The organism is Achromobacter maghribensis (assembly GCF_057334215.1).
The window spans coordinates 31,375-48,623 of sequence record NZ_JBHFII010000037.1 but is presented as its reverse complement, the minus strand read 5'-3'; the positions used below and the strand labels follow the sequence as shown (position 1 = coordinate 48,623).

At 66.7% G+C, this 17,249-nt stretch carries 18 protein-coding genes; 2 read left to right on the top strand and 16 right to left on the bottom strand.

Going from position 1 to position 17,249, the window contains the following annotated elements; genetic code table 11:
• The 10 genes from ACE039_RS15545 to ACE039_RS15500 all read right to left on the bottom strand — a co-directional run.
• Positions 1–548 (bottom strand): biotin/lipoyl-containing protein (locus ACE039_RS15545; protein ID WP_485822757.1); only part of this gene is annotated, 548 nt, incomplete at its 3' end.
• Positions 549–558: 10 nt separating this feature from the next.
• A complete protein-coding gene (locus ACE039_RS15540) occupies positions 559–1,050 on the bottom strand; it encodes a VOC family protein (protein ID WP_485822756.1) in 492 nt (163 codons plus the stop codon).
• The gene (locus tag ACE039_RS15535; RefSeq protein ID WP_485822755.1) at positions 1,047–3,230 is read right to left on the bottom strand and encodes an alpha-ketoacid dehydrogenase subunit alpha/beta; all 2,184 of its coding nucleotides are present in this window, start codon (positions 3,228–3,230) and stop codon (positions 1,047–1,049) included. The genes ACE039_RS15540 and ACE039_RS15535 overlap by 4 nt, the downstream gene beginning before the upstream one ends.
• Positions 3,231–3,267: 37 nt before the next feature.
• A complete protein-coding gene (locus ACE039_RS15530; protein WP_105560295.1) occupies positions 3,268–4,056 on the bottom strand; it encodes an SDR family NAD(P)-dependent oxidoreductase in 789 nt (262 codons plus the stop codon).
• 35 nt (positions 4,057–4,091) lie between these two features.
• Positions 4,092–4,823 carry an ABC transporter ATP-binding protein gene (locus tag ACE039_RS15525; RefSeq protein WP_448712349.1) on the bottom strand — a complete coding sequence of 244 codons (732 nt, stop codon included), beginning with the start codon at positions 4,821–4,823 and terminating at the stop codon, positions 4,092–4,094.
• Positions 4,820–5,572 (bottom strand): ABC transporter ATP-binding protein, encoded by a 753-nt coding sequence (locus tag ACE039_RS15520; RefSeq protein WP_105560293.1) that lies wholly within the window; start codon positions 5,570–5,572, stop codon positions 4,820–4,822. The genes ACE039_RS15525 and ACE039_RS15520 overlap by 4 nt, the downstream gene beginning before the upstream one ends.
• Positions 5,569–6,837, bottom strand: a complete 1,269-nt coding sequence (locus ACE039_RS15515) for a branched-chain amino acid ABC transporter permease (protein WP_448712350.1) — start codon at positions 6,835–6,837, stop codon at positions 5,569–5,571. The genes ACE039_RS15520 and ACE039_RS15515 overlap by 4 nt, the downstream gene beginning before the upstream one ends.
• Positions 6,834–7,775: a branched-chain amino acid ABC transporter permease gene (locus ACE039_RS15510; RefSeq protein ID WP_313462699.1), complete on the bottom strand. Its 942-nt coding sequence runs from the start codon at positions 7,773–7,775 to the stop codon at positions 6,834–6,836. Before ACE039_RS15510 ends, ACE039_RS15515 begins: the two co-directional genes overlap by 4 nt.
• A gap of 159 nt (positions 7,776–7,934) precedes the next feature.
• Positions 7,935–9,170 carry a branched-chain amino acid ABC transporter substrate-binding protein gene (locus tag ACE039_RS15505; RefSeq protein ID WP_105560290.1) on the bottom strand — a complete coding sequence of 412 codons (1,236 nt, stop codon included), beginning with the start codon at positions 9,168–9,170 and terminating at the stop codon, positions 7,935–7,937.
• A 55-nt stretch (positions 9,171–9,225) separates the two neighbouring features.
• Entirely contained in the window at positions 9,226–10,023 is a 798-nt protein-coding gene (locus ACE039_RS15500) for a shikimate dehydrogenase family protein (RefSeq protein ID WP_485822754.1), read from the bottom strand.
• A gap of 238 nt (positions 10,024–10,261) precedes the next feature.
• On the opposite strand from ACE039_RS15500, the gene ACE039_RS15495 reads away from it, so the two are divergent.
• Positions 10,262–10,999, top strand: a complete 738-nt coding sequence (locus ACE039_RS15495) for an SDR family NAD(P)-dependent oxidoreductase (RefSeq protein WP_485822753.1) — start codon at positions 10,262–10,264, stop codon at positions 10,997–10,999.
• Between the two features lie 37 nt (positions 11,000–11,036).
• The gene (locus ACE039_RS15490) at positions 11,037–11,783 is read left to right on the top strand and encodes a FadR/GntR family transcriptional regulator (RefSeq protein ID WP_310034476.1); all 747 of its coding nucleotides are present in this window, start codon (positions 11,037–11,039) and stop codon (positions 11,781–11,783) included.
• Positions 11,784–11,810: 27 nt separating this feature from the next.
• Here ACE039_RS15490 and ACE039_RS15485 read toward each other — a convergent pair whose 3' ends face one another.
• The 6 genes from ACE039_RS15485 to ACE039_RS15460 all read right to left on the bottom strand — a co-directional run bounded on the left by ACE039_RS15485 (position 11,811) and on the right by ACE039_RS15460 (position 17,152).
• Complete coding sequence (locus ACE039_RS15485) at positions 11,811–13,148, bottom strand: NAD(P)H-dependent oxidoreductase (RefSeq protein ID WP_485822752.1); 1,338 nt, start codon at positions 13,146–13,148, stop codon at positions 11,811–11,813.
• An 81-nt stretch (positions 13,149–13,229) separates the two neighbouring features.
• Positions 13,230–13,790 carry a 5'-3'-deoxyribonucleotidase gene (locus ACE039_RS15480; protein WP_485822751.1) on the bottom strand — a complete coding sequence of 187 codons (561 nt, stop codon included), beginning with the start codon at positions 13,788–13,790 and terminating at the stop codon, positions 13,230–13,232.
• Positions 13,791–13,835: 45 nt separating this feature from the next.
• Entirely contained in the window at positions 13,836–14,366 is a 531-nt protein-coding gene (gene thpR, locus ACE039_RS15475) for an RNA 2',3'-cyclic phosphodiesterase (protein ID WP_485822750.1), read from the bottom strand.
• A gap of 27 nt (positions 14,367–14,393) precedes the next feature.
• Positions 14,394–15,140, bottom strand: a complete 747-nt coding sequence (gene cheD, locus ACE039_RS15470) for a chemoreceptor glutamine deamidase CheD (RefSeq protein WP_485822749.1) — start codon at positions 15,138–15,140, stop codon at positions 14,394–14,396.
• A gap of 342 nt (positions 15,141–15,482) precedes the next feature.
• Positions 15,483–16,391: a cell division protein FtsX gene (locus ACE039_RS15465; protein ID WP_105560283.1), complete on the bottom strand. Its 909-nt coding sequence runs from the start codon at positions 16,389–16,391 to the stop codon at positions 15,483–15,485.
• On the bottom strand, positions 16,388–17,152 hold the full coding sequence (locus ACE039_RS15460) for a cell division ATP-binding protein FtsE (protein WP_485822748.1): 765 nt from the start codon (positions 17,150–17,152) through the stop codon (positions 16,388–16,390). Before ACE039_RS15460 ends, ACE039_RS15465 begins: the two co-directional genes overlap by 4 nt.
• Positions 17,153–17,249: the final 97 nt, after the last annotated feature.

The window sequence follows — 17,249 nt, the reverse complement described above, 5'->3', positions numbered from 1 at the left end:
GTGCCCGCCACATCCAGCAGGTTCACATGCCATTGCGCGGCCAGGCGGCGCGCCAGCGGGCTGGCGAACAGACGCCCGCCCGGCACGGCGGTGGTGGAGGGGGCGGCAGCCGGTGCTGCGGCAGCCGATGCTGCGGCAGCCGATGCTGCGGCAGCCGGCGCTGCGGCGGTCGATACCGCGGCGGTTGCTACCGCGGCAGCCGGCGCCGCGGCACTGGATCCTGCGGCAGCCGGCGCAGCAGCGGGGGCGGCCACCGCCGGTCCGCCGTGTTCGGCCAGTGCGCGATCGATCGCCGAGGCGTCGTCGCCGTCGGCCAACAGCACGCCGATCACGGTATTGATCGGCACCGACGCGGCGCCGGCCGGGACCAGGATTCGGCCCAACACGCCGGCGTATTCAGCGTTGATCTCGACAATGGCTTTTTCGGTTTCGATTTCAGCCAACGCGTCGCCGACGGCGACCTTGTCGCCTTCTTTCTTCAACCACTGGTGCAAATTGCCGCCTGCCGTATCGGCGGCGACGGAGGGGAGCTTGATAAGGTGTGCCACGATGTTCGTCCTAGTTTTCGGCGGCGATGGCCAGATCGGGCCGGTAGGCGGCGGGGTCGTCGTATTCGACCAGTTCCAGCACATTGCCTTCGGGGTCGCGGAAGAACGCCAGCCAGGTGCCGGGGCGCACTTCCATCGGCGCGGGGGCGCTGTCGAACACCACACCCTTGGATTGCAGGCCGCGTACCACGCCGGCCAGGTCGCGCACGATGAAGGTGAGGTAGGTGGCGCCCTGGCGGTCCAGGATCGCCGCGCCGCGCACGGCGGCATCGGGCGCCGTGCTGGGCTGCAGCAGCTTGATGCGTTCGCCGTAGGACGTCTGCAGGCGCGCCACGTCGTAGCCATGCACCGTCAGCCCGGTGGCGCGCGCCTTGTCGGCGGGTACGCTCACGCGGCTGACCAGCGTCAAGCCGACCACATCCGTATAGAACGCCAGCAACGCGTCCAGGTTCTTGCAGCAGATGCCGACTTCCATCGGCACGGTCATTTGCAGCGTGCTCATGCCTGTTCTCCCAGATCCGCCAGCACGTCGGCCAGGCCCGCCAGCACTTCCTCGGTATCCGCGAACGCCGCGCGTTCCAGCACCTTCGAAATGCTGGGCGACGCTTCGCCGCCGGTGACGCGCTTGATCGGCTGGTCCAGCCAGTCGAAGTAGCGGCGCTGGATTTCGTCGGACAGCATGGCGCCGTAGGACGTGCCGCGCGCGCCTTGCTCGACGATCAGCACGTTGTTGGTTTTCTGGATGCTGGCGCCGATGGTGTCCCAGTCCAGGCTGGCGCGATCCAGCGTGCGCAGGTCGATCACTTCGGCGTCCACCCCGGCTTCCTCGGCGGCCTTGAGCGCGCGGCTGACCATCGACAGGTAGGTCAGGATGGTGACCTTGCTGCCAGCACGGCGCACGCGGGCGCGGCCGAACGGAATGGCGTAGTCCAGATCGCCGGCGGGCACGTCGCCCGACGACGCATACAGGTCCACGTGTTCGATGACCAGCACCGGGTCCTTGGAGGCCAGCGCGGTGTTCATCAAGCCCACGTATTCGAAAGGCGTGGACGGGGCCACGATGCGCCAGCCCGGCGCCGTGGCGAAGATGCCGGCCGGGTCCATCGAGTGCTGCGAGCCGTAGCCCGTGCCCATCGCGACCTTGGTGCGCAGCACGAAGGGCACGTCGATGTCGCCGCCGAACATGTGGCGCGCCTTGCCGATCTGGTTAAAGATCTGGTCGGCCGCGACCCACATGAAGTCGGGGTACATGAATTCAACCACCGGCTTGTAGCGGCCGTCCATCGCCAGGCCGCCGCCCAGGCCGGCGAAGGCGTTCTCGGAAATCGGAGTGCCCAGCACGCGGTCGGGGTATTTGTCTTTCAGGCCGCGCGTGGCGCCGTTGGTGCCGCCCTTCAGGCGGTGCACGTCTTCGCCCAGCACGACCACGCCGGCATCGGTTTCCATGCGGCGGTCCAGCACGTCGGCCACGGCGTCAACGAACTTGCGCTCGACCTTGTCGCCGCCGTAGCCGTCGACGTCCTGGTAGCGCAGCCCGGCCAATTCGGCGCCGTCGCTGCGCAGGCCCACATCGCGGAAGTCGGGGCGGGGCCAGAGGTCTGCGCGCACGCGGCGTTTGCCGCCGTCGGCGGCTTCGGTCAGGCGGCCGCACACGTCCTTCATGACGTCCTTGCAGCGCTGGCGCAGCGCGTCCACGTCGGCTTGCGTGATCAGCGCGCGGCCGATCATTTCGGTTGCAATCTTGTCCAGCGGATCGCGGCGGCGCCATTGCGCTTCCTCGTCCTTGGTGCGGTAGCCGAAGGCGCTGCCGGGGAAGGGGCCGTTCTGGTGGAAGAAGCGGTACACGTCCACTTCCACGATCGTCGGGCCATTGCCGGCGCGCATGTGCGCCACGGCTTCCGACATGGCCAGGTGCACGGCCAGCGGGTCCATGCCGTCCACCTTCCACGACGGGATGTTGAACGCCAGGCCGCGCGCCGACAGGCGCGGTTCCGCGGTGGACTCTTCCACCGTGGTCGAGACGGCGTAGCGATTGTTTTCGATGAAGAAGCACAGCGGCGTCTTCCACGCGGCGGTCAGGTTCATCGTTTCCAGCACGGAACCGATGTTCACCGCGCCGTCGCCAAAGTAGGTCACTGCCACGCGGTCGGTGCCGGCGTGCTTGTGCGCCCAGCCCGCGCCGGCGGCCAGCGGCACGCCGCCGCCCACGATGGCGTTGGTGCCCAGCGCGCCCGCCTCCAGCCAGCGCAAGTGCATGCTGCCCCCGCGGCCGCGGCAAAAGCCCTGGGCCAGCCCCATGATTTCGGCCAGCGTCTTCTGCAGGACGTCGTCGATGGCGGGCGTGAGCGGATTGCGCGGGTCCAGACCCAGCGGGGCGACGTGCTGCAGCGCCTTTGCCAGAAACTGGTGGTGGCCGCGGTGCGATCCGTTGATCTGGTCGCCCGCGCCCAGCGCCAGCACCGACCCGACGGCGCCGCCTTCCTGTCCCACGGACGAATGCGCGGGGCCGTGCACCAGGCCTTCGGCGGCCAGGTCCAGCACGGCCTCTTCAAAGGCGCGAATCCAGTGCAGCTGCGTGAGCATGGTGCCGAGCAGGGCGGGGTCCGCCTGCTGCCAGTCCTTTGCGTCGACCGTCAGTTGCCGCCAGGGCGCTTGGGACTCAAGCGGTTGGTAGGTGGCCATGAGTGAATCTCCAGAGTATTTTTAAGCGTCGATGCGGTTAAAGGTAGCTGTAGCGGCTCCAGCCGCCGTCGGCCACCAGGGTGTGTCCGGTGATGTAGGCGGCCTGGCGCGACGCCAGGAAAACCGCCAGGTCGGCCATTTCGGCCGGCTGCGCCATGCGGCGCAGCGGGGTGCGTTGCTTCAAACGTTCGGGGTCGAGCCGGCCGCGCGCCGCCAGGTCGCGCACCAGGTCGGTTTCGACATAGCCGGGCGCCAGCGCGTTGACGCGCACGCCCATCGGGCCCCATTCCACGGCCAGCGTCTCCGTCAGCAGCACCACCGCGCCTTTGGTTGCGCAGTAGGCCGCGCGGTCGGGCGCCGCCACCACGCCATACATCGAGGCCAGGTTGATGATGCTGCCCGAGCCCGCCGGCACCATGCGGCGGCCGGCGGCCTGCGCGCACAGGAACACGCCGGTCAGGTTGATGTCGACCGCGCGGCGCCATTCCTCCACGGTGACTTCCAGCGTGGGCTTGTTGGCGGATATGCCGGCGTTGTTGACCAGCACGTCGATGCGGCCCCAGGTCTGTTCGACCTGGGCGAAGGCGCGTTCGACGGCCTCGGCGTCGGTAACCGAGGCCTGCACCGCGATGGCGTCGCCACCGGCCACCTTCAGTTCGGCCACCGCCGCATCCAGGGCGGCCGCGTCCATGTCCAGCAGCGCAACGCGCGCGCCTTGGCGCACAAAGGCTTGCGCGGTCGAAAAGCCGATGCCTTTGGCGCCGCCGGTGATCACGACGGTCTGGCCGCGCAGGTCGCTGTGGATGACTTCAGTAGGGTTGTCCAAGGTGTTTGCCTGTAGTGGGGTTGCGTGACGGCGGGTCAGACGGCCAGCCATTCCTGCACGATGTCCTGGCGCTCGTGCAGCTGCGCGGGCGGCCCTTCGAATACGATGCGGCCGTGGCCCATGACGCTGACGCGGGTCGACACCTTCAGCGCGATGGTCAGTTTCTGCTCCACCAGCACCACCGACACGCCGCGCTGATGGATATCGCGGATCACATCGGCGATAACCTCCACGATCTTCGGCGCAAGGCCCTCGGTCGGTTCGTCGATCAGCATGACCTTGGGGTTGCCCAGCAGGGAACGGCACATGGTCAGCATCTGCTGTTCGCCGCCCGACAGATTGCCGGCGCGAGTGTTGCTGCGTTCCTTCAGGCGCGGGAAGTAGTCGAACATCTGCGCCACGGTCCAGAAGGGGGCGTCGTCGCGTTTGGGCTGTTCGCCCATGCGCAGGTTCTCGTCCACCGTCAGGTTGGCGAAGACTTCGCGTTCCTCTGGCACGAAGCCCAGGCCGGCGCGCGCGATCTCGAAAGGGCGCTTGTTGGTGATGTCGCGGCCTTCGATGGCGATGCGGCCACCGGTCACGTCCACCAGGCCCATGATGCTCTTCATGGTGGTGGAGCGCCCCGCGCCGTTTCGGCCAAGCAGGCTGACGACTTCACCGCGCCCGATGGACAGGTCGATGCCGTGCAGGATGTGGCTCTTGCCGTAATGCGCGTGCACGCCTTGCAGGCTGAGCAAGGGGGATTGCAGGTTTGATGCCACGTTCATACCGTTTCCTCTCCCAGGTAGGCTTCACGCACGCGGGCGTCGCCGCGGATCTCGGCGGGCGTGCCCGTGGCCAGAATTTCGCCGTACACCAGCACGCTGATGCGGTCGGCCAGCGAAAACACCACCTGCATATCGTGTTCGACGATCAGCAAAGTGCAATCCCGCGTGACGTCCTTGATGAGTTCAACCGTGTAGTCGACTTCGTGCTGCGACATGCCGGCCATCGGCTCGTCCAGCAGAATGACTTTCGGGCGCGAGGCCAGCGTCATGCCGATTTCCAGCGAGCGCTGCTCGGAGTAGTTCAGGTCGCCGGCGGCCGTGTCCTGCTTGGCCGTCAGCCGCACTTTTTCAAGCAGGCGGTCCACGTCTTCGTTGACGGCGCGGTTGCGGGCAATGGGCCGCCAGAAGTTGTAGACCAGCCCGTGCATGCGCAGCACCGCCAGGCGCAGGTTCTCGCGGACGGACAGGCGCGGGAATACGTTGGTGATCTGGAACGAACGCGCCAGCCCCAAGCGGTTGATGGCTTCGGGCGCCAGGCCGCCAATGGAACGCGAGCGCAGGCTGATGTCGCCCGATGTGGGCGCGAACGAGCCCGACATCAGGTGGAACAGCGTGGACTTGCCGGCGCCGTTGGGGCCGATGACCGCGTGCCGTTCGCCGGCGTCGATCGCCAGGTTCACGCCGCGGATGATCTGCGCTTCGCCGAAGGACTTGCGCACGTCGGTCAGGGTCAGGATGTCGTGGCTCATTTTGCGGGCTCCAGCATCGGGGCGGCGGCGTCGTCGTTGCGCCACAGGGCCAGCGCCCAGCGGCAGGCTGCAAGACCCACGACGAACAGCGCCAGCGGGATCAGCCAGGTGGACACGGCAAGCGGCGCCCACGCCTGGCCGAAGAGCGGAATGGGCGGCCAGCCGGCCTCGGGATTCATGGCCAGCAGCGCGCGGTAGTCGCGGGCAAACATGCGTTGCAGCAGCTCCACCGAGAAGACGGTGGCGGCAGTCAGCAGCAGGCCGCCCGCTACCGACAACGTGGCGCGCGGCAGCCAGTTGGCCGGTCCGCGCTCGCGTAGCGATTTGGCGGCGCGCTGCACCAGGCCGACCAGGCCGTCCGGCACGAACAGCATCACCAGCACGAACAAAATGCCCTGATACAGCAGCCACGACCGCGTGATATCGGCCAGCGTCTGCGACAGGAACGTCAGGATGGACGCGCCCAGCACCGGGCCCAGGAAGGCGTTGACGCCGCCGATATAGGCGAACAGGACCGCATCGGTGGACAGCTTCACCTCGAACAGCACGTAGTTGCCGGCCTCGATGTTCAGGGCCTGCAAGCCGCCCGCGATGCCGGCGAACATGGCCGACAGCGCGAATACCATCGTCTTCAGCGTATGCGGGCGGTAGCCCAGGTACCGCAGGCGGTTGGCGTTTTCGCGCAGGCCCAGCGTCAGCCGGCCCAGCGGGGTGCGGGTCAGGCCGTACAGGGCGGCCAGCGAAATCAGCACCCAGGCCAGTACCAGGAAGTACACCTCGATGTCCGATCCGAAGGTAAAGCCCCAGGCCGGCATGCGCATGGCGGATACGCCGGCTTCGCCACCGAATACGCCTTTCAGGTGCGGCGCCAGTGCGTGCAGCAGTTCCGCAAGCGCCAGCGTGATCATCGAAAAGTACACGCCGGAACGCATGGTGGCGAACCAGCCCGCGACCAGGCCGAACAGCAGGCCGGCCACGCCGCCCACCAGCGGCATCAGGGGCGTGGGCAACAGGCCCGCGCCGCCCAGCGCGTTCATGGCGTGGATGGTGGCGAAGGTGCCTACGCCGAAGTACGCGGCATGGCCGAAGGACAGCATGCCGCCCTGGCCCGCCAGCAGGTTGAAGGCGCAAGCGAAGAGCGCGGCGATCAGCATCTGCACGGCTGCCACCAACTGGCCCGGCGGCAGCAGCCAGGGCAGCGCGCACAGGATGCTGACGCAAATGACAAGCAGCAGGGCGCCCGAGGCGATACGGGTTTGGCTCATGCCTGTTCTCCCTTCAGGCCCGACGGCTTGACCAGCAGCACCACCAGCATCAGCAGGAAGGGCAGGGTCGCCGCCAGGCTGGAAATTTTCACGGTCATCAGACCGCCCACGCTTTCGGCCCACTCGCCTGCGCCGAATACGGCGAACAACGACGCCAGGCTGGCATCGATGCCCACCGAAAACGAGCTGATCAGGCCGATCAGCAGCGACGCGATCATCGCGCCTTCAAGCGAGCCCAGACCGCCCACGACGACCACCACGAACACCAGCACGCCAAGCTCCAGCGCCATGTTGGGGTTGGTCGTGTAGAAGGCGCCAGCGACGGCGCCCGCCAGGCCGGCCATCGCCGCGCCCACGCCGAAGACGCTCATGAAGACCAGCGGCACGTTGTGGCCCAGGGCTTCGGCCATGCGCGGGCGATAGATAGCCGACCGCACCACGATGCCGACGCGGGTGCGCGACAGCAGCAGGTAGATCACGGCGAACATCGCCAGCGACACGCCGCCCATCAACAGGCGATAGAAGGGATAGTCCGCGTCGAACACGCGGAAGGCCGCGAAATTCAGGAATTGCGGCACCCGGTAGTCCACCGGGAAGTCGCCGTAGAACAGTTTGATCAGCTCGGCGACGATGAACGCCAGGCCGAACGTCACCAGCAGTTCCTGCGCGTGGCCAAACTTGTGCACGCGGCGCAGGAAGAAGCGTTCGACCCCCATGCCCAGCACGCCCGCGATGATCGTTGCCAGCACCAGCGCCGTCCAGAACCCCGTGACGGGCGTCAGCGTGTAGGCGGCGTAGGCGCCGATCATGTAGAACGAAGCGTGCGCGAAGTTCAGCACCCCCATCATTCCGAAAATCAAAGTCAGGCCTGCCGACACCATGAATAGCAGCAGGCCGTAAATCACGCCGTTCAACAGCGAGACGGTAAAGAATTCCATGTCCGCTCCATAATTCTTGCGCTAGGACGCGAGGCGTCCTGCGAGCGATCGCGCACGTTGTTTTTACCGGCCCGCGCCGGTGTGCGCTTATAAGTGCTTGCGGGTGATCGGCGGGTTGCGCGCGGGGATGTCCGGCGTGCGCAACCCGGCGGTCCCCCTTCAGTCCGGCCGCTGCATCTTGCACGTCGCCTGTACCGGCGCCGACACGTCCGCCGCCGCCAGCACCTTCACCGGTTCGAAGCCCATGTCGGTGCCGTCGGCCTTGTACTTGGCGTTCTTGCCGACCTTGGAGACGACCATCGGCAACTGCACCTGGTGGTCTTCAGCGCGCATGGTGTAGGTGCCCAGCGACGAGGTGTAGGTAACCTTTTCCAGCGCGCGCGCCAGGTCCGGCACGGACAGCTTTCCGTCCTTCGGCGGCACCTGCTTCAGGGCTTCGCCCAGGAAGCGCACGCCGATGACCGTTTGCGGTTCCGTGTAGCTGGGGTAATGGCCGGTCTTGGCCTTATAGTCTTCGGCGAACTTGGCGCCTTCGTCGCCCGCGGCTTCGATGTTGTACGGGTGCGCGATGTAGTGGCCCAGGGCCACTTCGCCTGCGTTGGCCAGGTTGCCCACCTGATCCAGGAACACGGTCGCGAAGCGCACCTTCAGGCCGGCGGCTTGCGTGGCCTTCATCAGCAGCAACAGGTCGTTGGACCAGTTGCCGGTGACGACGGTGTCGGGCGTGGCGGAGCGGATGCGCGCAACGTAGGGCGCGAAGTCCTGGATCTTGTTGACCTCGTGCAGCGTCTTGCCCACCACTTCATAGCCGTACTGCTTGGCGAAGCGCTCGGTGGCGCCTTCCATGTCCTGGCCCCAGGAATAGTTCTGGTTGATGGCGTAGACGCGTTTGCCCAGCGTGCCGTCGGCCGACATCACCGAAGCCAGCGCCTTCACGCGCAGGTCGGCGTTGGTGGCAAAGCGGAAATGGTAGAAGTGGCACTTCTGGCCGGTCAGCTCCAGCGCTTCGCCGCCCACGTTCAGGAAGACGACTTCCTTGCCCGGGTTGCGCAGGTTGTGCTTGCGGACGTCTTCGGTCAACTGGCCCGAGATCGCGGATGACGAGCCCTGCACCAGGATCTGCACGCCGTCGGCGGCGGCGGCGCGAAAGCGGTCGGACGCGCCCACGGGGCCGCCCTGGTTGTCGAATTCAACCAGCTCCAGCGGCTGGCCATTCCAGCCGCCGGCCGCGTTGATGCGGTCCAGTTCGTATTTGACCGCGGCGCGGAATATCAGGCCGGTCGAGGCCTGCGGGCCCGACAGCGTTTCGATCAGGCCGATCTTGACGGGCGCGGCATGCGCGGATGCGGCAATGCCGGCCAGGCACAGCAGGCCGGTGGTGAAAGCCAATTTCATGTGTGTCTCCTCCGTGGGACGGGAGTGGTGAGTCCGTGAATCAAGCAAGCGCGCTTTATTGCGGCTCTTCTACGCCCAGAAAGCGGGCAATTTCGGTGAGTTGTCCTTCCAGCATGTACAAGCCGGGATGGGTGCGGCAGCCTTGCGCGGCGGCGGCGCGCAGCAAGGGCGTGTCGACGCGGCTCATCACGGCGTCGGCCACGACGGTGCCGGGGGCCAGTTCGTGCAACGGGAAGGGCAGGGGATCGGTGTCTTGCAAGCCCAGCGAGGTCGCGTTGACGGCGATATCACAGGGCTCGGGCACGGGGCCGGCCACGCGGATGTCCAGGCTGGGGTATTGGCGGGCCAGATGGGCGGCGAAGGCGCGCGCCTTGTCGGCCGACCGGTTGTAGAGGCGCAGGCTGGCGGGCCCGGCATCGGCCAGGGCGCAAGCAATGGCCTTGCCCGCCCCGCCCAGGCCGGCCAGATAGACGTGGCGCCCGGCGGGATCGTGGCCCTGGCTTCGCAGGCCGGTCACAAAGCCCATGCCGTCGAAGTTGCCACCGGTCAGCACGCCGTCTTGCAGGCGCACGGCATTGACCGCGCCGATCAGCTGGGCGGCGGGCGTCAGGGCGTCGCACAGGGTGGCGGCATGTTCCTTGTGGGGCACCGTCACGACGACGCCGCCCAGATTGGCCAGGCCGCGCAAGCCGCTGAACAGCGCGGGCAGGGCGTCGGCAGACACATGGAAGGGCACCATGACGGCGTCGATTGCGCGTTCACGCAACAGGGCGTTCAGCCGCTGCGGCGTCTTGACGTGCGCGATCGGGTCCGCCGCAATCGCGAATACGGTAGTGCTGCCGGTGATTTCCACCTGGTTGTCCCCTGCCTGTCATGTGGCCTGCGGCCGTGTTTTTCTGACCCTTCTTGCCTGAAAGCGCGACTTGAATTACGCTTTCGGAATAAGTTGTCAGGCAACTTTATCAAGTTGTCCGATAAATCATAGGGCATGCGTTTTTCTCGTGTCAAGCGACGGATTCAGGAGTTCAATCCAGGAAACCGCCGCTGCCGAAAGAGCAGGCGGCCCACTCATCGCGCGCTTTGGAGACAAGATGATTTCGTTTGAAGGACAGGTGGCCGTGATCACCGGCGCAGGCAATGGCATTGGTCTGGCGACCGCGCGGCTGATGGCCGCCCACGGCGCCCGGCTGGTGCTGACCGACATCGACCCCGCCCGCCTGGAGGCGATCGCGGCCGAGCTGGATCCCAGCGGCCAGCGGGTCTACACCCACGCGCTGGATGTCTCCGTATCGCACGACTGCGAACGCGTGTTCGAATCGGCGGCCAAGCGTTTCGGCGGCCTGGACCATCTGGTCCACTGCGCCGGCATCTACCCGGAACAACTGGTCAAGGACACCAGCGACGAGGCCTGGCGCACGCTGATGCGCGTGAACCTGGACGGCACGTTCTATGTGTGCCGCTCGGCCCAGCGCCATCTGCGCCATAACGGCTCGATCGTGCTGCTGACTTCGCTGGCCGCCCAGCGCGGCAGCTACGCGCACGCCGCCTATTCCGCGTCCAAGGGCGCCGTGCAGAGCTTCACGCGCAGCCTGGCGCTAGAGCTTGCGCCGCAGATCCGCGTGAATGCCGTGGCGCCCGGCATCATCGCAACGTCCATGACGCACGACCTGATCGGCCAGAAGGGCGCGCAACTGCTGGAAAGCACGCCTTTGCGCCGCTTTGGCACGGCCGAGGAGATCGCTGGCGCGATCGCGTTCCTGTGTTCGCCGCTGGCGGGCTTCGTGACCGGCGAAGTCATGCAGGTCAACGGCGGCATCTATATCGCTTAAAGTGCAGGACGCCGCCATCACGATCCGACGATTTTCCATGCAGCCCACTCAAGAACAGGACCCGCCGCGCGCCGCGCCCAAAAGTTCGCTTTCCGCGGCCTTGGGCGACGCGCTGGCCGAGCAGATACGCCAAGGGGTGCTGGCCCCGGGCGACCGCCTGCCCACCGAAAAGCAACTGACCGAAACCTATTCCGTCAGTCGCGCGGTCGTGCGCGAAGCGCTGGCCCGCCTGAAGTCGGAAGGGCTGATCACGTCGCAGCAGGGCAGCGGCGTGTTCGTCGATCCGAATTTCCAGCGCAACGCGTTTCGCATCGCCGCGCCAACGCCGGGCGACACCCAGGACCTTGAACACATCCTGGAACTGATGCTGTCCATCGAAGTCACCGCCGCGCGCTACGCGGCGCAGCGCCGCACCGAGCAAGACCTGAAGAAGATCCGCCAGGCGCTGGTGGGCATGGAATACGCGCTGATCAACGACAAGCTGGGCGACGAAGAGGACTATCAGTTTCATCAGGCGATCGTGCAGGCCACGCACAACCCGCACCTGGTCGCGCTGAACGACTACCTGGAGGCCAATGTGCGCCGGGTGATCCGCAGCGCCCGCCACAACACGGCGCGCAGGTATGCCGAGCGCATGGCGGCCGTGCAGAGCGAACACCAGGCCATCTTCGCCGCGATCGAAGGCTCCGACCCGGACGCCGCCGGCCGCGCGGCCGAACAGCACCTGCGCAACGCGGCGGACCGCCTGCGCCTGTTCCAGGCCGAACGCCCCGCACCCGTCTAAGCAGACGGGGCAAGGCGCGGCCCGGGCCTACGCGAAGGTCTGTTCCATTTCGCGGCGGAATTGCACCGCCGTCGACCGCTCGTCGTATTCCACATCGCGCCAACGTATGGCCTGCGACTGGCGTACCGGGTTCTTCAGTTTGACCTGGTGCGACAGGCCTAGCGGCAGATAGCCTTCTTCCACGGAGTCCGGCGCGGGCATCAGCCGGCCGTAAACCGTATAACCGCCTTCGCCGTCCAGCACCTGGCCGGCTTGCAGGTCGCGCTTGGCGGTGGCCACCACGTCGCCATGCCAGCCGGCCGGCGCGCCCGTGGGCTCGCGCCGCAGGCCAACGCTGGCCACGCTGATGCCCAGCTCCAGCCCGATCAGGTGATAGGGCTTGTACATGGCGGTGAAGTTGCCGCTGGGGTCGGTGACCAGCCCGTATTCCTGAAAGCAGCGCCGCACGTAATCGCTGTCGGCGGCCAGCGTCACGTAGACGCCCCAGCGCAGGTCGCGGAACACCGGCCGGCCATCGCGTTCCAGGGACGAAATCACTTCCACCTGTCCGCGATGGTGCAGGATGCCGCCATCTTCGCGCGGGCGCAGCACGCGGGCCAGGTCGTCCACGCCGCATGGCGGGAAATGCAGCCCCGACGGCGACGGCAAAAGACCCGTGGCATTGGACACCGCCGCCATCTCGATGGCGCTTTTGGTGCCGTCCAGGAAGCTGTTGAACATTTGCGCGTTGAAGTCGCCCGCCGCCACCATTTCGGCGGTGAAGCCGTAATAGGGCCACACGGTGTCCGGGGTGGACGTGTGGAATTCCGGCAGGTATTTGGTGCCCTTGCCCGCGGCCATCACTTCGAAGCCCGCGGCGCGTGCCCAATCCACCATTTCGCAAATCAGGGCAGGCTGGTCGCCGTAGGCCAGCGAATACACGATGCCCGCCTCGCGCGCGCGGCGCGCCAGCAGCGGGCCGGCCAGTGCGTCGGCTTCGACGTTGACCATGATGATGTCCTTGCCGTGTTCGCAGCAGGCCAGCACGTGGCCGATGCCGGCCGCGGCCTGGCCGGTGGCGTCGATGACGATGTCGACGTCCGGGCTGGCGATGATGGCGTAAGGGTCGTCGCTGAAAAAGACCTTGCCGTTCTTGAACGCGTCATTGGTGCTGGTGGCGTTCAGCGCGCTGGCGGGCCAGCCCACGCGGGTCAGGGCGGCGCGGGCGCGGGCAGGCGCCAGATCCGCCACCGCCACCAGCCGCATCCCCGGCGTGCGGGGCGCCTGGCTCATGAACATCGCGCCGAACTTTCCGGCGCCCAGCAATGCAACTCGCAAAGGCTTGTGGTCGGCTTCTCGCTGCTTGAGCAGACGGTGCAGATTCATGGTGCGGGCTCCTCCGGGGTGGGGGTACAGCCCACACAGAATAGTCCTAAATCATGACGGCTGAACAGGCGCCGCGTGGACTCATTCGTCTGCCGTATAGAGCTCGCCCGCCAGCACATTGCGCCAGTTCGCCCAGTTGATGCGGGGGCGGTCGCTAACCTGCCGGTTGTAGGGCGCATCGAACAAAATGTGCTTCCAGCGCGGCTTGACCGCGCCTTCGATCAGCGGCTTGTCGTCGATCAGCAGATGGCCATGCACCAGCGTCTTGTCCTTGGTCAGTACCAGCCGGTTGGTGGCTTCGCGCCCCAGGTGTTTTTCCACCCACAGGTACTTCTCGGCCACGCAGTTTTCGAACTGCGATAGCGGCGACGTGCAGATCCGCACGTCCATCCCCAAGGCCAGCAATTCCCGCACGGCGTCCAGGGCGCCCGGCACCGGCGGCAGGTTGCGGATGAACCCCGGCGCGGTGTAGATGGCCTCGGCCATCCCCCGCAGTTCCGGCGGATAGTCCTGGCGGATGTAGAAGGATTTCCGGTCTTCGAATTCGATGGGCGCGATGTCCGGGTGGCGGGCGCGCCAGGCGTCGATGAACGCGTGTTCAAAATCCGCCAGCACGCCGTCTTGGTCCAGCAGGATGATCATGGTGATCCCTGGTCGTTGCAACCGGGTGATTGTGCCAGAGCGGGGCTACCTGCCGGCGGGGCGAGATTGCGCGACGATGCGGTAGCGGCTACCCCCCGTCAGGGACTCGGATGCCACCAGCACCATGCGGTCGTAGCGCCAGGAAAGCGGCGCGGGCGGGGTGTCGGGCGGCTGCGCATGTTCGATGTTGCGCAGCAGGGTCACGTGTGGGCGGAAGGGTTGCGGCGGGGCGGTCAGGCCAAAATCGGCCAGCCATTGCCACAGGTTGTCGTGCGCGGCCTGCAGGGCGGCGGGTGTCTGGCGCGGGCCGGCCCATAGGATGCGCTGGCGGCTGAACACGCCGTAGTGGTCCAGCGCCACCTCGCCCGCGGGTAGTGGGTGTTCCGGCGTGGCGGCTGCCAGCGTGTCGGCCAGTTGCGCGTCGACCGGGCCTAGAAAGGCAAGGGTCAGGTGCAGCGTCTCGGTGCGCATGACGCGCCCGCCGGTGGTTGGCCGGGCCTGTTCCGCCCACCCCGCCAGCGACGCGGCGAGCGAGGGCGACGGCCACAGAGCGAAGAAAAGACGGACGCTGGACATGCCCTGATTGTAGGCGCGTCGCGGGAATCAGCTGTCGGTGGTTTCCGATTTGCGCAAGCGGCTCAGCGCGGTATCGAAGCGTTCCACGCCAGGACGGGCAGGCTTGTCGAAGCGTTCGACACCAGGGCGCGCGGGCTTGTCGAAACGTTCGACACCGGGCCGGCTGAAGCGTTCGACGCGGGGCGGGCTTTGCGTCTTGGCCTGGGCGCTTTGGGCAGCCACCTGTTCGCGCTTGGCGATGATTTCTTCGGCGCGCTGGTGGTGCGGCGCCATCTTGCGCACCATCACGCGGCCGTCGCGCGGGAAGTAATTGATGCGGCGCGCGTGCACGTCGCCCAGGTCTTGCGCCTTGACCGGAATGCCTTCGGTCCTGAGGTAGTTCAAGACGAATTCGCCGTTGCGTTCGCCGATGTTCATCTGCTGCATGGCGCTCAGCACCGCGCCGCCGCCGAACACCTTGGCTTCCAGCCGGTCGCGCACGGCGCCCGCCTTCAGCAATTCGTTGATCAGCACTTCCATCGCGAAAGCGCCGTAGCGCATGGTGGCGGACGCAGGGGATTGCATGTCGCCTTCCGGCAACATGAAATGGTTCATGCCGCCCACGCCCTTGATCGGATCGTGGATACAGGCGGCAACACACGACCCGAGTACGGTCGAGATCATCAGGTCTTCGGCGGTGACGTAGTACTCGTTGGGAAGTACTTTCACCGCCTGACACTGGAACGCGCTATCGAAATAGTGGCGCGTTGCGCGGGCTTCAAGACGGGCGGCCATGGGACTTAAAGGGCAAGAACAGCGATTTGGACACGTAGGACGGCGCTCGGCAAAACAAGGAATGTTTCAAAAAGTGTAAAAAAATGTCGCTTTATTCTTGCATATCCCAGCACACAACGGGAGAAATGCTTGTAACCGTGACGGCGCACCACGTCCCCGATTTTTCGGCCGCTCATAAGATGGCTTGGCACCATCGTACCCGGCGGATTGCGCGCCTTTCCCCGGATCACGGGGAGGATCGGGCTTTATACGTGGCTTTAGGGCGACCGTGTGGCGGCCGCGCCGCAGGGCGGGCCTTCAGCACAGCCGTTGGGAAAGGCTGCCGGCAACGGGCCGGCAGCGTCAGAAGCGCGTGCTGCGCGTGACGGACCAGCGTGCCGACAGCGCGCCCAGGGCGGCCGAGGCGACCACGGCCGCGATCAGCACCGATGCGCCGGGCAGGTGCAGCGCGAACTCGGCGCCATAGCTGCGCGCCAGCCCCAGCAGGGCATCGTTCAGCGGGGACAGCGCGATGGCCGCCACGCCGATGGCCAGCAGGGATGCCACGGCGCCAGACAATGCGCCCAGATACAGGAACGGACGACGCACGAAGGATTCGGTGGCGCCCACCAGACGGGCAACGCCGATTTCCTCGCGCTGCGACAGCGCTTGCATGCGCACGGTGTTGAACACCGTCGCCAGCACCACAACCGCCACGCAGGCGGCCAGGAAGCCCAGGCCGATGCGGGCGAACCTCAGGATGGCCTCCAGCCGTTGCACCCAGGCGCTGTCCAACTGCACCAGGTCCACGTGGTTCCATTGCTTCCAGGCGCCGGCCAGTTTGTCCGCGCGCCCGGCCAGGTTGTCCCCGTCGGCCAGCGTGACCACCACGGCGTCCGGCAGCGGGTTGCCCGGCAAAACGGCCAGCGCCTGCTGCCAGGCGGGGTTGGCGCGCAGGTCGGCCAGCGCCGCATCGCGCCCCACTACCCGTACTGCCCGCACGTCTTGCGAATAGTCGTTCTTGATGCGCTTGGCCACCTCGTCGGCGGCGCCGGAGGGAGCATCCACGCGCATGAAGACGGTCACTTCCGGGGTGACGGACATCTCGCGCGCCACCGGCTGGACCGATACCAGGATGGCGCTGCCCAATAGCGGCAGCGCCAGGGCCAGGGCCATGACCAGCAGGTTGGCCAGTGACGAGAACGGCTGCTTGGCCAACCGGCGCAGGGTCACCATGAGCGCATAGCGGTGTTGCCGCAACCAGGCGTTCATGCCGATTCTCCCGGGTAGCCGAAGCCAGGTTCGGCGCGGGTGCCGCCGGTGCGCGCGGGGGCGGACTGAGGCGGTTGCCCGGCGTCCGGTGGCGAAGCCGGGCCGTGGGAATCGGCAAACTTGCCCGGATCGATGCGCAAGGTGCGGCTGGCGTAGCGCGCCATCAGGTCCTGGTCGTGCGAGGCGATCAGCGTCGTCACGCCGACACGGTTGAAGTCGCGGAACACGTTCATGATGCGCTGCGCGTTGTCGTGGTCAAGGTTGGCGGTGGGTTCGTCGGCGATCAGGATGGCGGGCCGGTTCACAATGGCCCGCGCGATCGCCAGACGCTGTTGTTCGCCGCCCGACAGTTCGATGGGATTCAGGTCTTCCTTGCCCGACAGGCCCACCTTGTCCAGCGCGGCCCGGGCACGGGCGGCGGCCGAATCCCAGGGATGGCCCTGGACGGCCAACGGCAGCATCACGTTTTCGAACGCGCTTCGATCGAACAACAGGTGGGTGTCTTGCAGGATGACGCCGACCGCGCGGCGCAGATACGGCCGGGCGCGCGCGGGCAGCTTGTCCAGCCGTTGCCCGTTGACCTGGATGGACCCGCGGCTGGCGGGTTCCAGCCCGCCGATCAGCTTGAGCAGCGTGGACTTGCCGGCGCCTGACGGCCCGGATACGAAAACGAATTCTCCCGCGCTGACGCGGAAGTTGATGTCGGCCAGAATATTGCGGCCGCGACCATATGATTTGAATACGTGCTGGAATTCGATCATGGCGGCTGTCAGATGAAGCCGCAATAGTAACTCGGGGACAGTAAGCGGCCTACGCCTGTTCTTGGGCGGGCTGTGAAAAAGCGTATCCATGTGACCG

Coding starts and splice junctions, on each gene's coding strand:
- ACE039_RS15540 (WP_485822756.1), bottom strand. CDS start 1,050: ATGAGCACGCTGCAAATGACCGTGCCGATGGAAGTCGGCATCTGCTGC.
- ACE039_RS15535 (WP_485822755.1), bottom strand. CDS start 3,230: ATGGCCACCTACCAACCGCTTGAGTCCCAAGCGCCCTGGCGGCAACTG.
- ACE039_RS15525 (WP_448712349.1), bottom strand. CDS start 4,823: ATGAACGTGGCATCAAACCTGCAATCCCCCTTGCTCAGCCTGCAAGGC.
- ACE039_RS15520 (WP_105560293.1), bottom strand. CDS start 5,572: ATGAGCCACGACATCCTGACCCTGACCGACGTGCGCAAGTCCTTCGGC.
- ACE039_RS15515 (WP_448712350.1), bottom strand. CDS start 6,837: ATGAGCCAAACCCGTATCGCCTCGGGCGCCCTGCTGCTTGTCATTTGC.
- ACE039_RS15510 (WP_313462699.1), bottom strand. CDS start 7,775: ATGGAATTCTTTACCGTCTCGCTGTTGAACGGCGTGATTTACGGCCTG.
- ACE039_RS15505 (WP_105560290.1), bottom strand. CDS start 9,170: ATGAAATTGGCTTTCACCACCGGCCTGCTGTGCCTGGCCGGCATTGCC.
- ACE039_RS15495 (WP_485822753.1), top strand. CDS start 10,262: ATGATTTCGTTTGAAGGACAGGTGGCCGTGATCACCGGCGCAGGCAAT.
- ACE039_RS15490 (WP_310034476.1), top strand. CDS start 11,037: ATGCAGCCCACTCAAGAACAGGACCCGCCGCGCGCCGCGCCCAAAAGT.
- ACE039_RS15485 (WP_485822752.1), bottom strand. CDS start 13,148: ATGAATCTGCACCGTCTGCTCAAGCAGCGAGAAGCCGACCACAAGCCT.
- ACE039_RS15480 (WP_485822751.1), bottom strand. CDS start 13,790: ATGATCATCCTGCTGGACCAAGACGGCGTGCTGGCGGATTTTGAACAC.
- thpR (WP_485822750.1), bottom strand. CDS start 14,366: ATGTCCAGCGTCCGTCTTTTCTTCGCTCTGTGGCCGTCGCCCTCGCTC.
- cheD (WP_485822749.1), bottom strand. CDS start 15,140: ATGGCCGCCCGTCTTGAAGCCCGCGCAACGCGCCACTATTTCGATAGC.
- ACE039_RS15465 (WP_105560283.1), bottom strand. CDS start 16,391: ATGAACGCCTGGTTGCGGCAACACCGCTATGCGCTCATGGTGACCCTG.
- ACE039_RS15460 (WP_485822748.1), bottom strand. CDS start 17,152: ATGATCGAATTCCAGCACGTATTCAAATCATATGGTCGCGGCCGCAAT.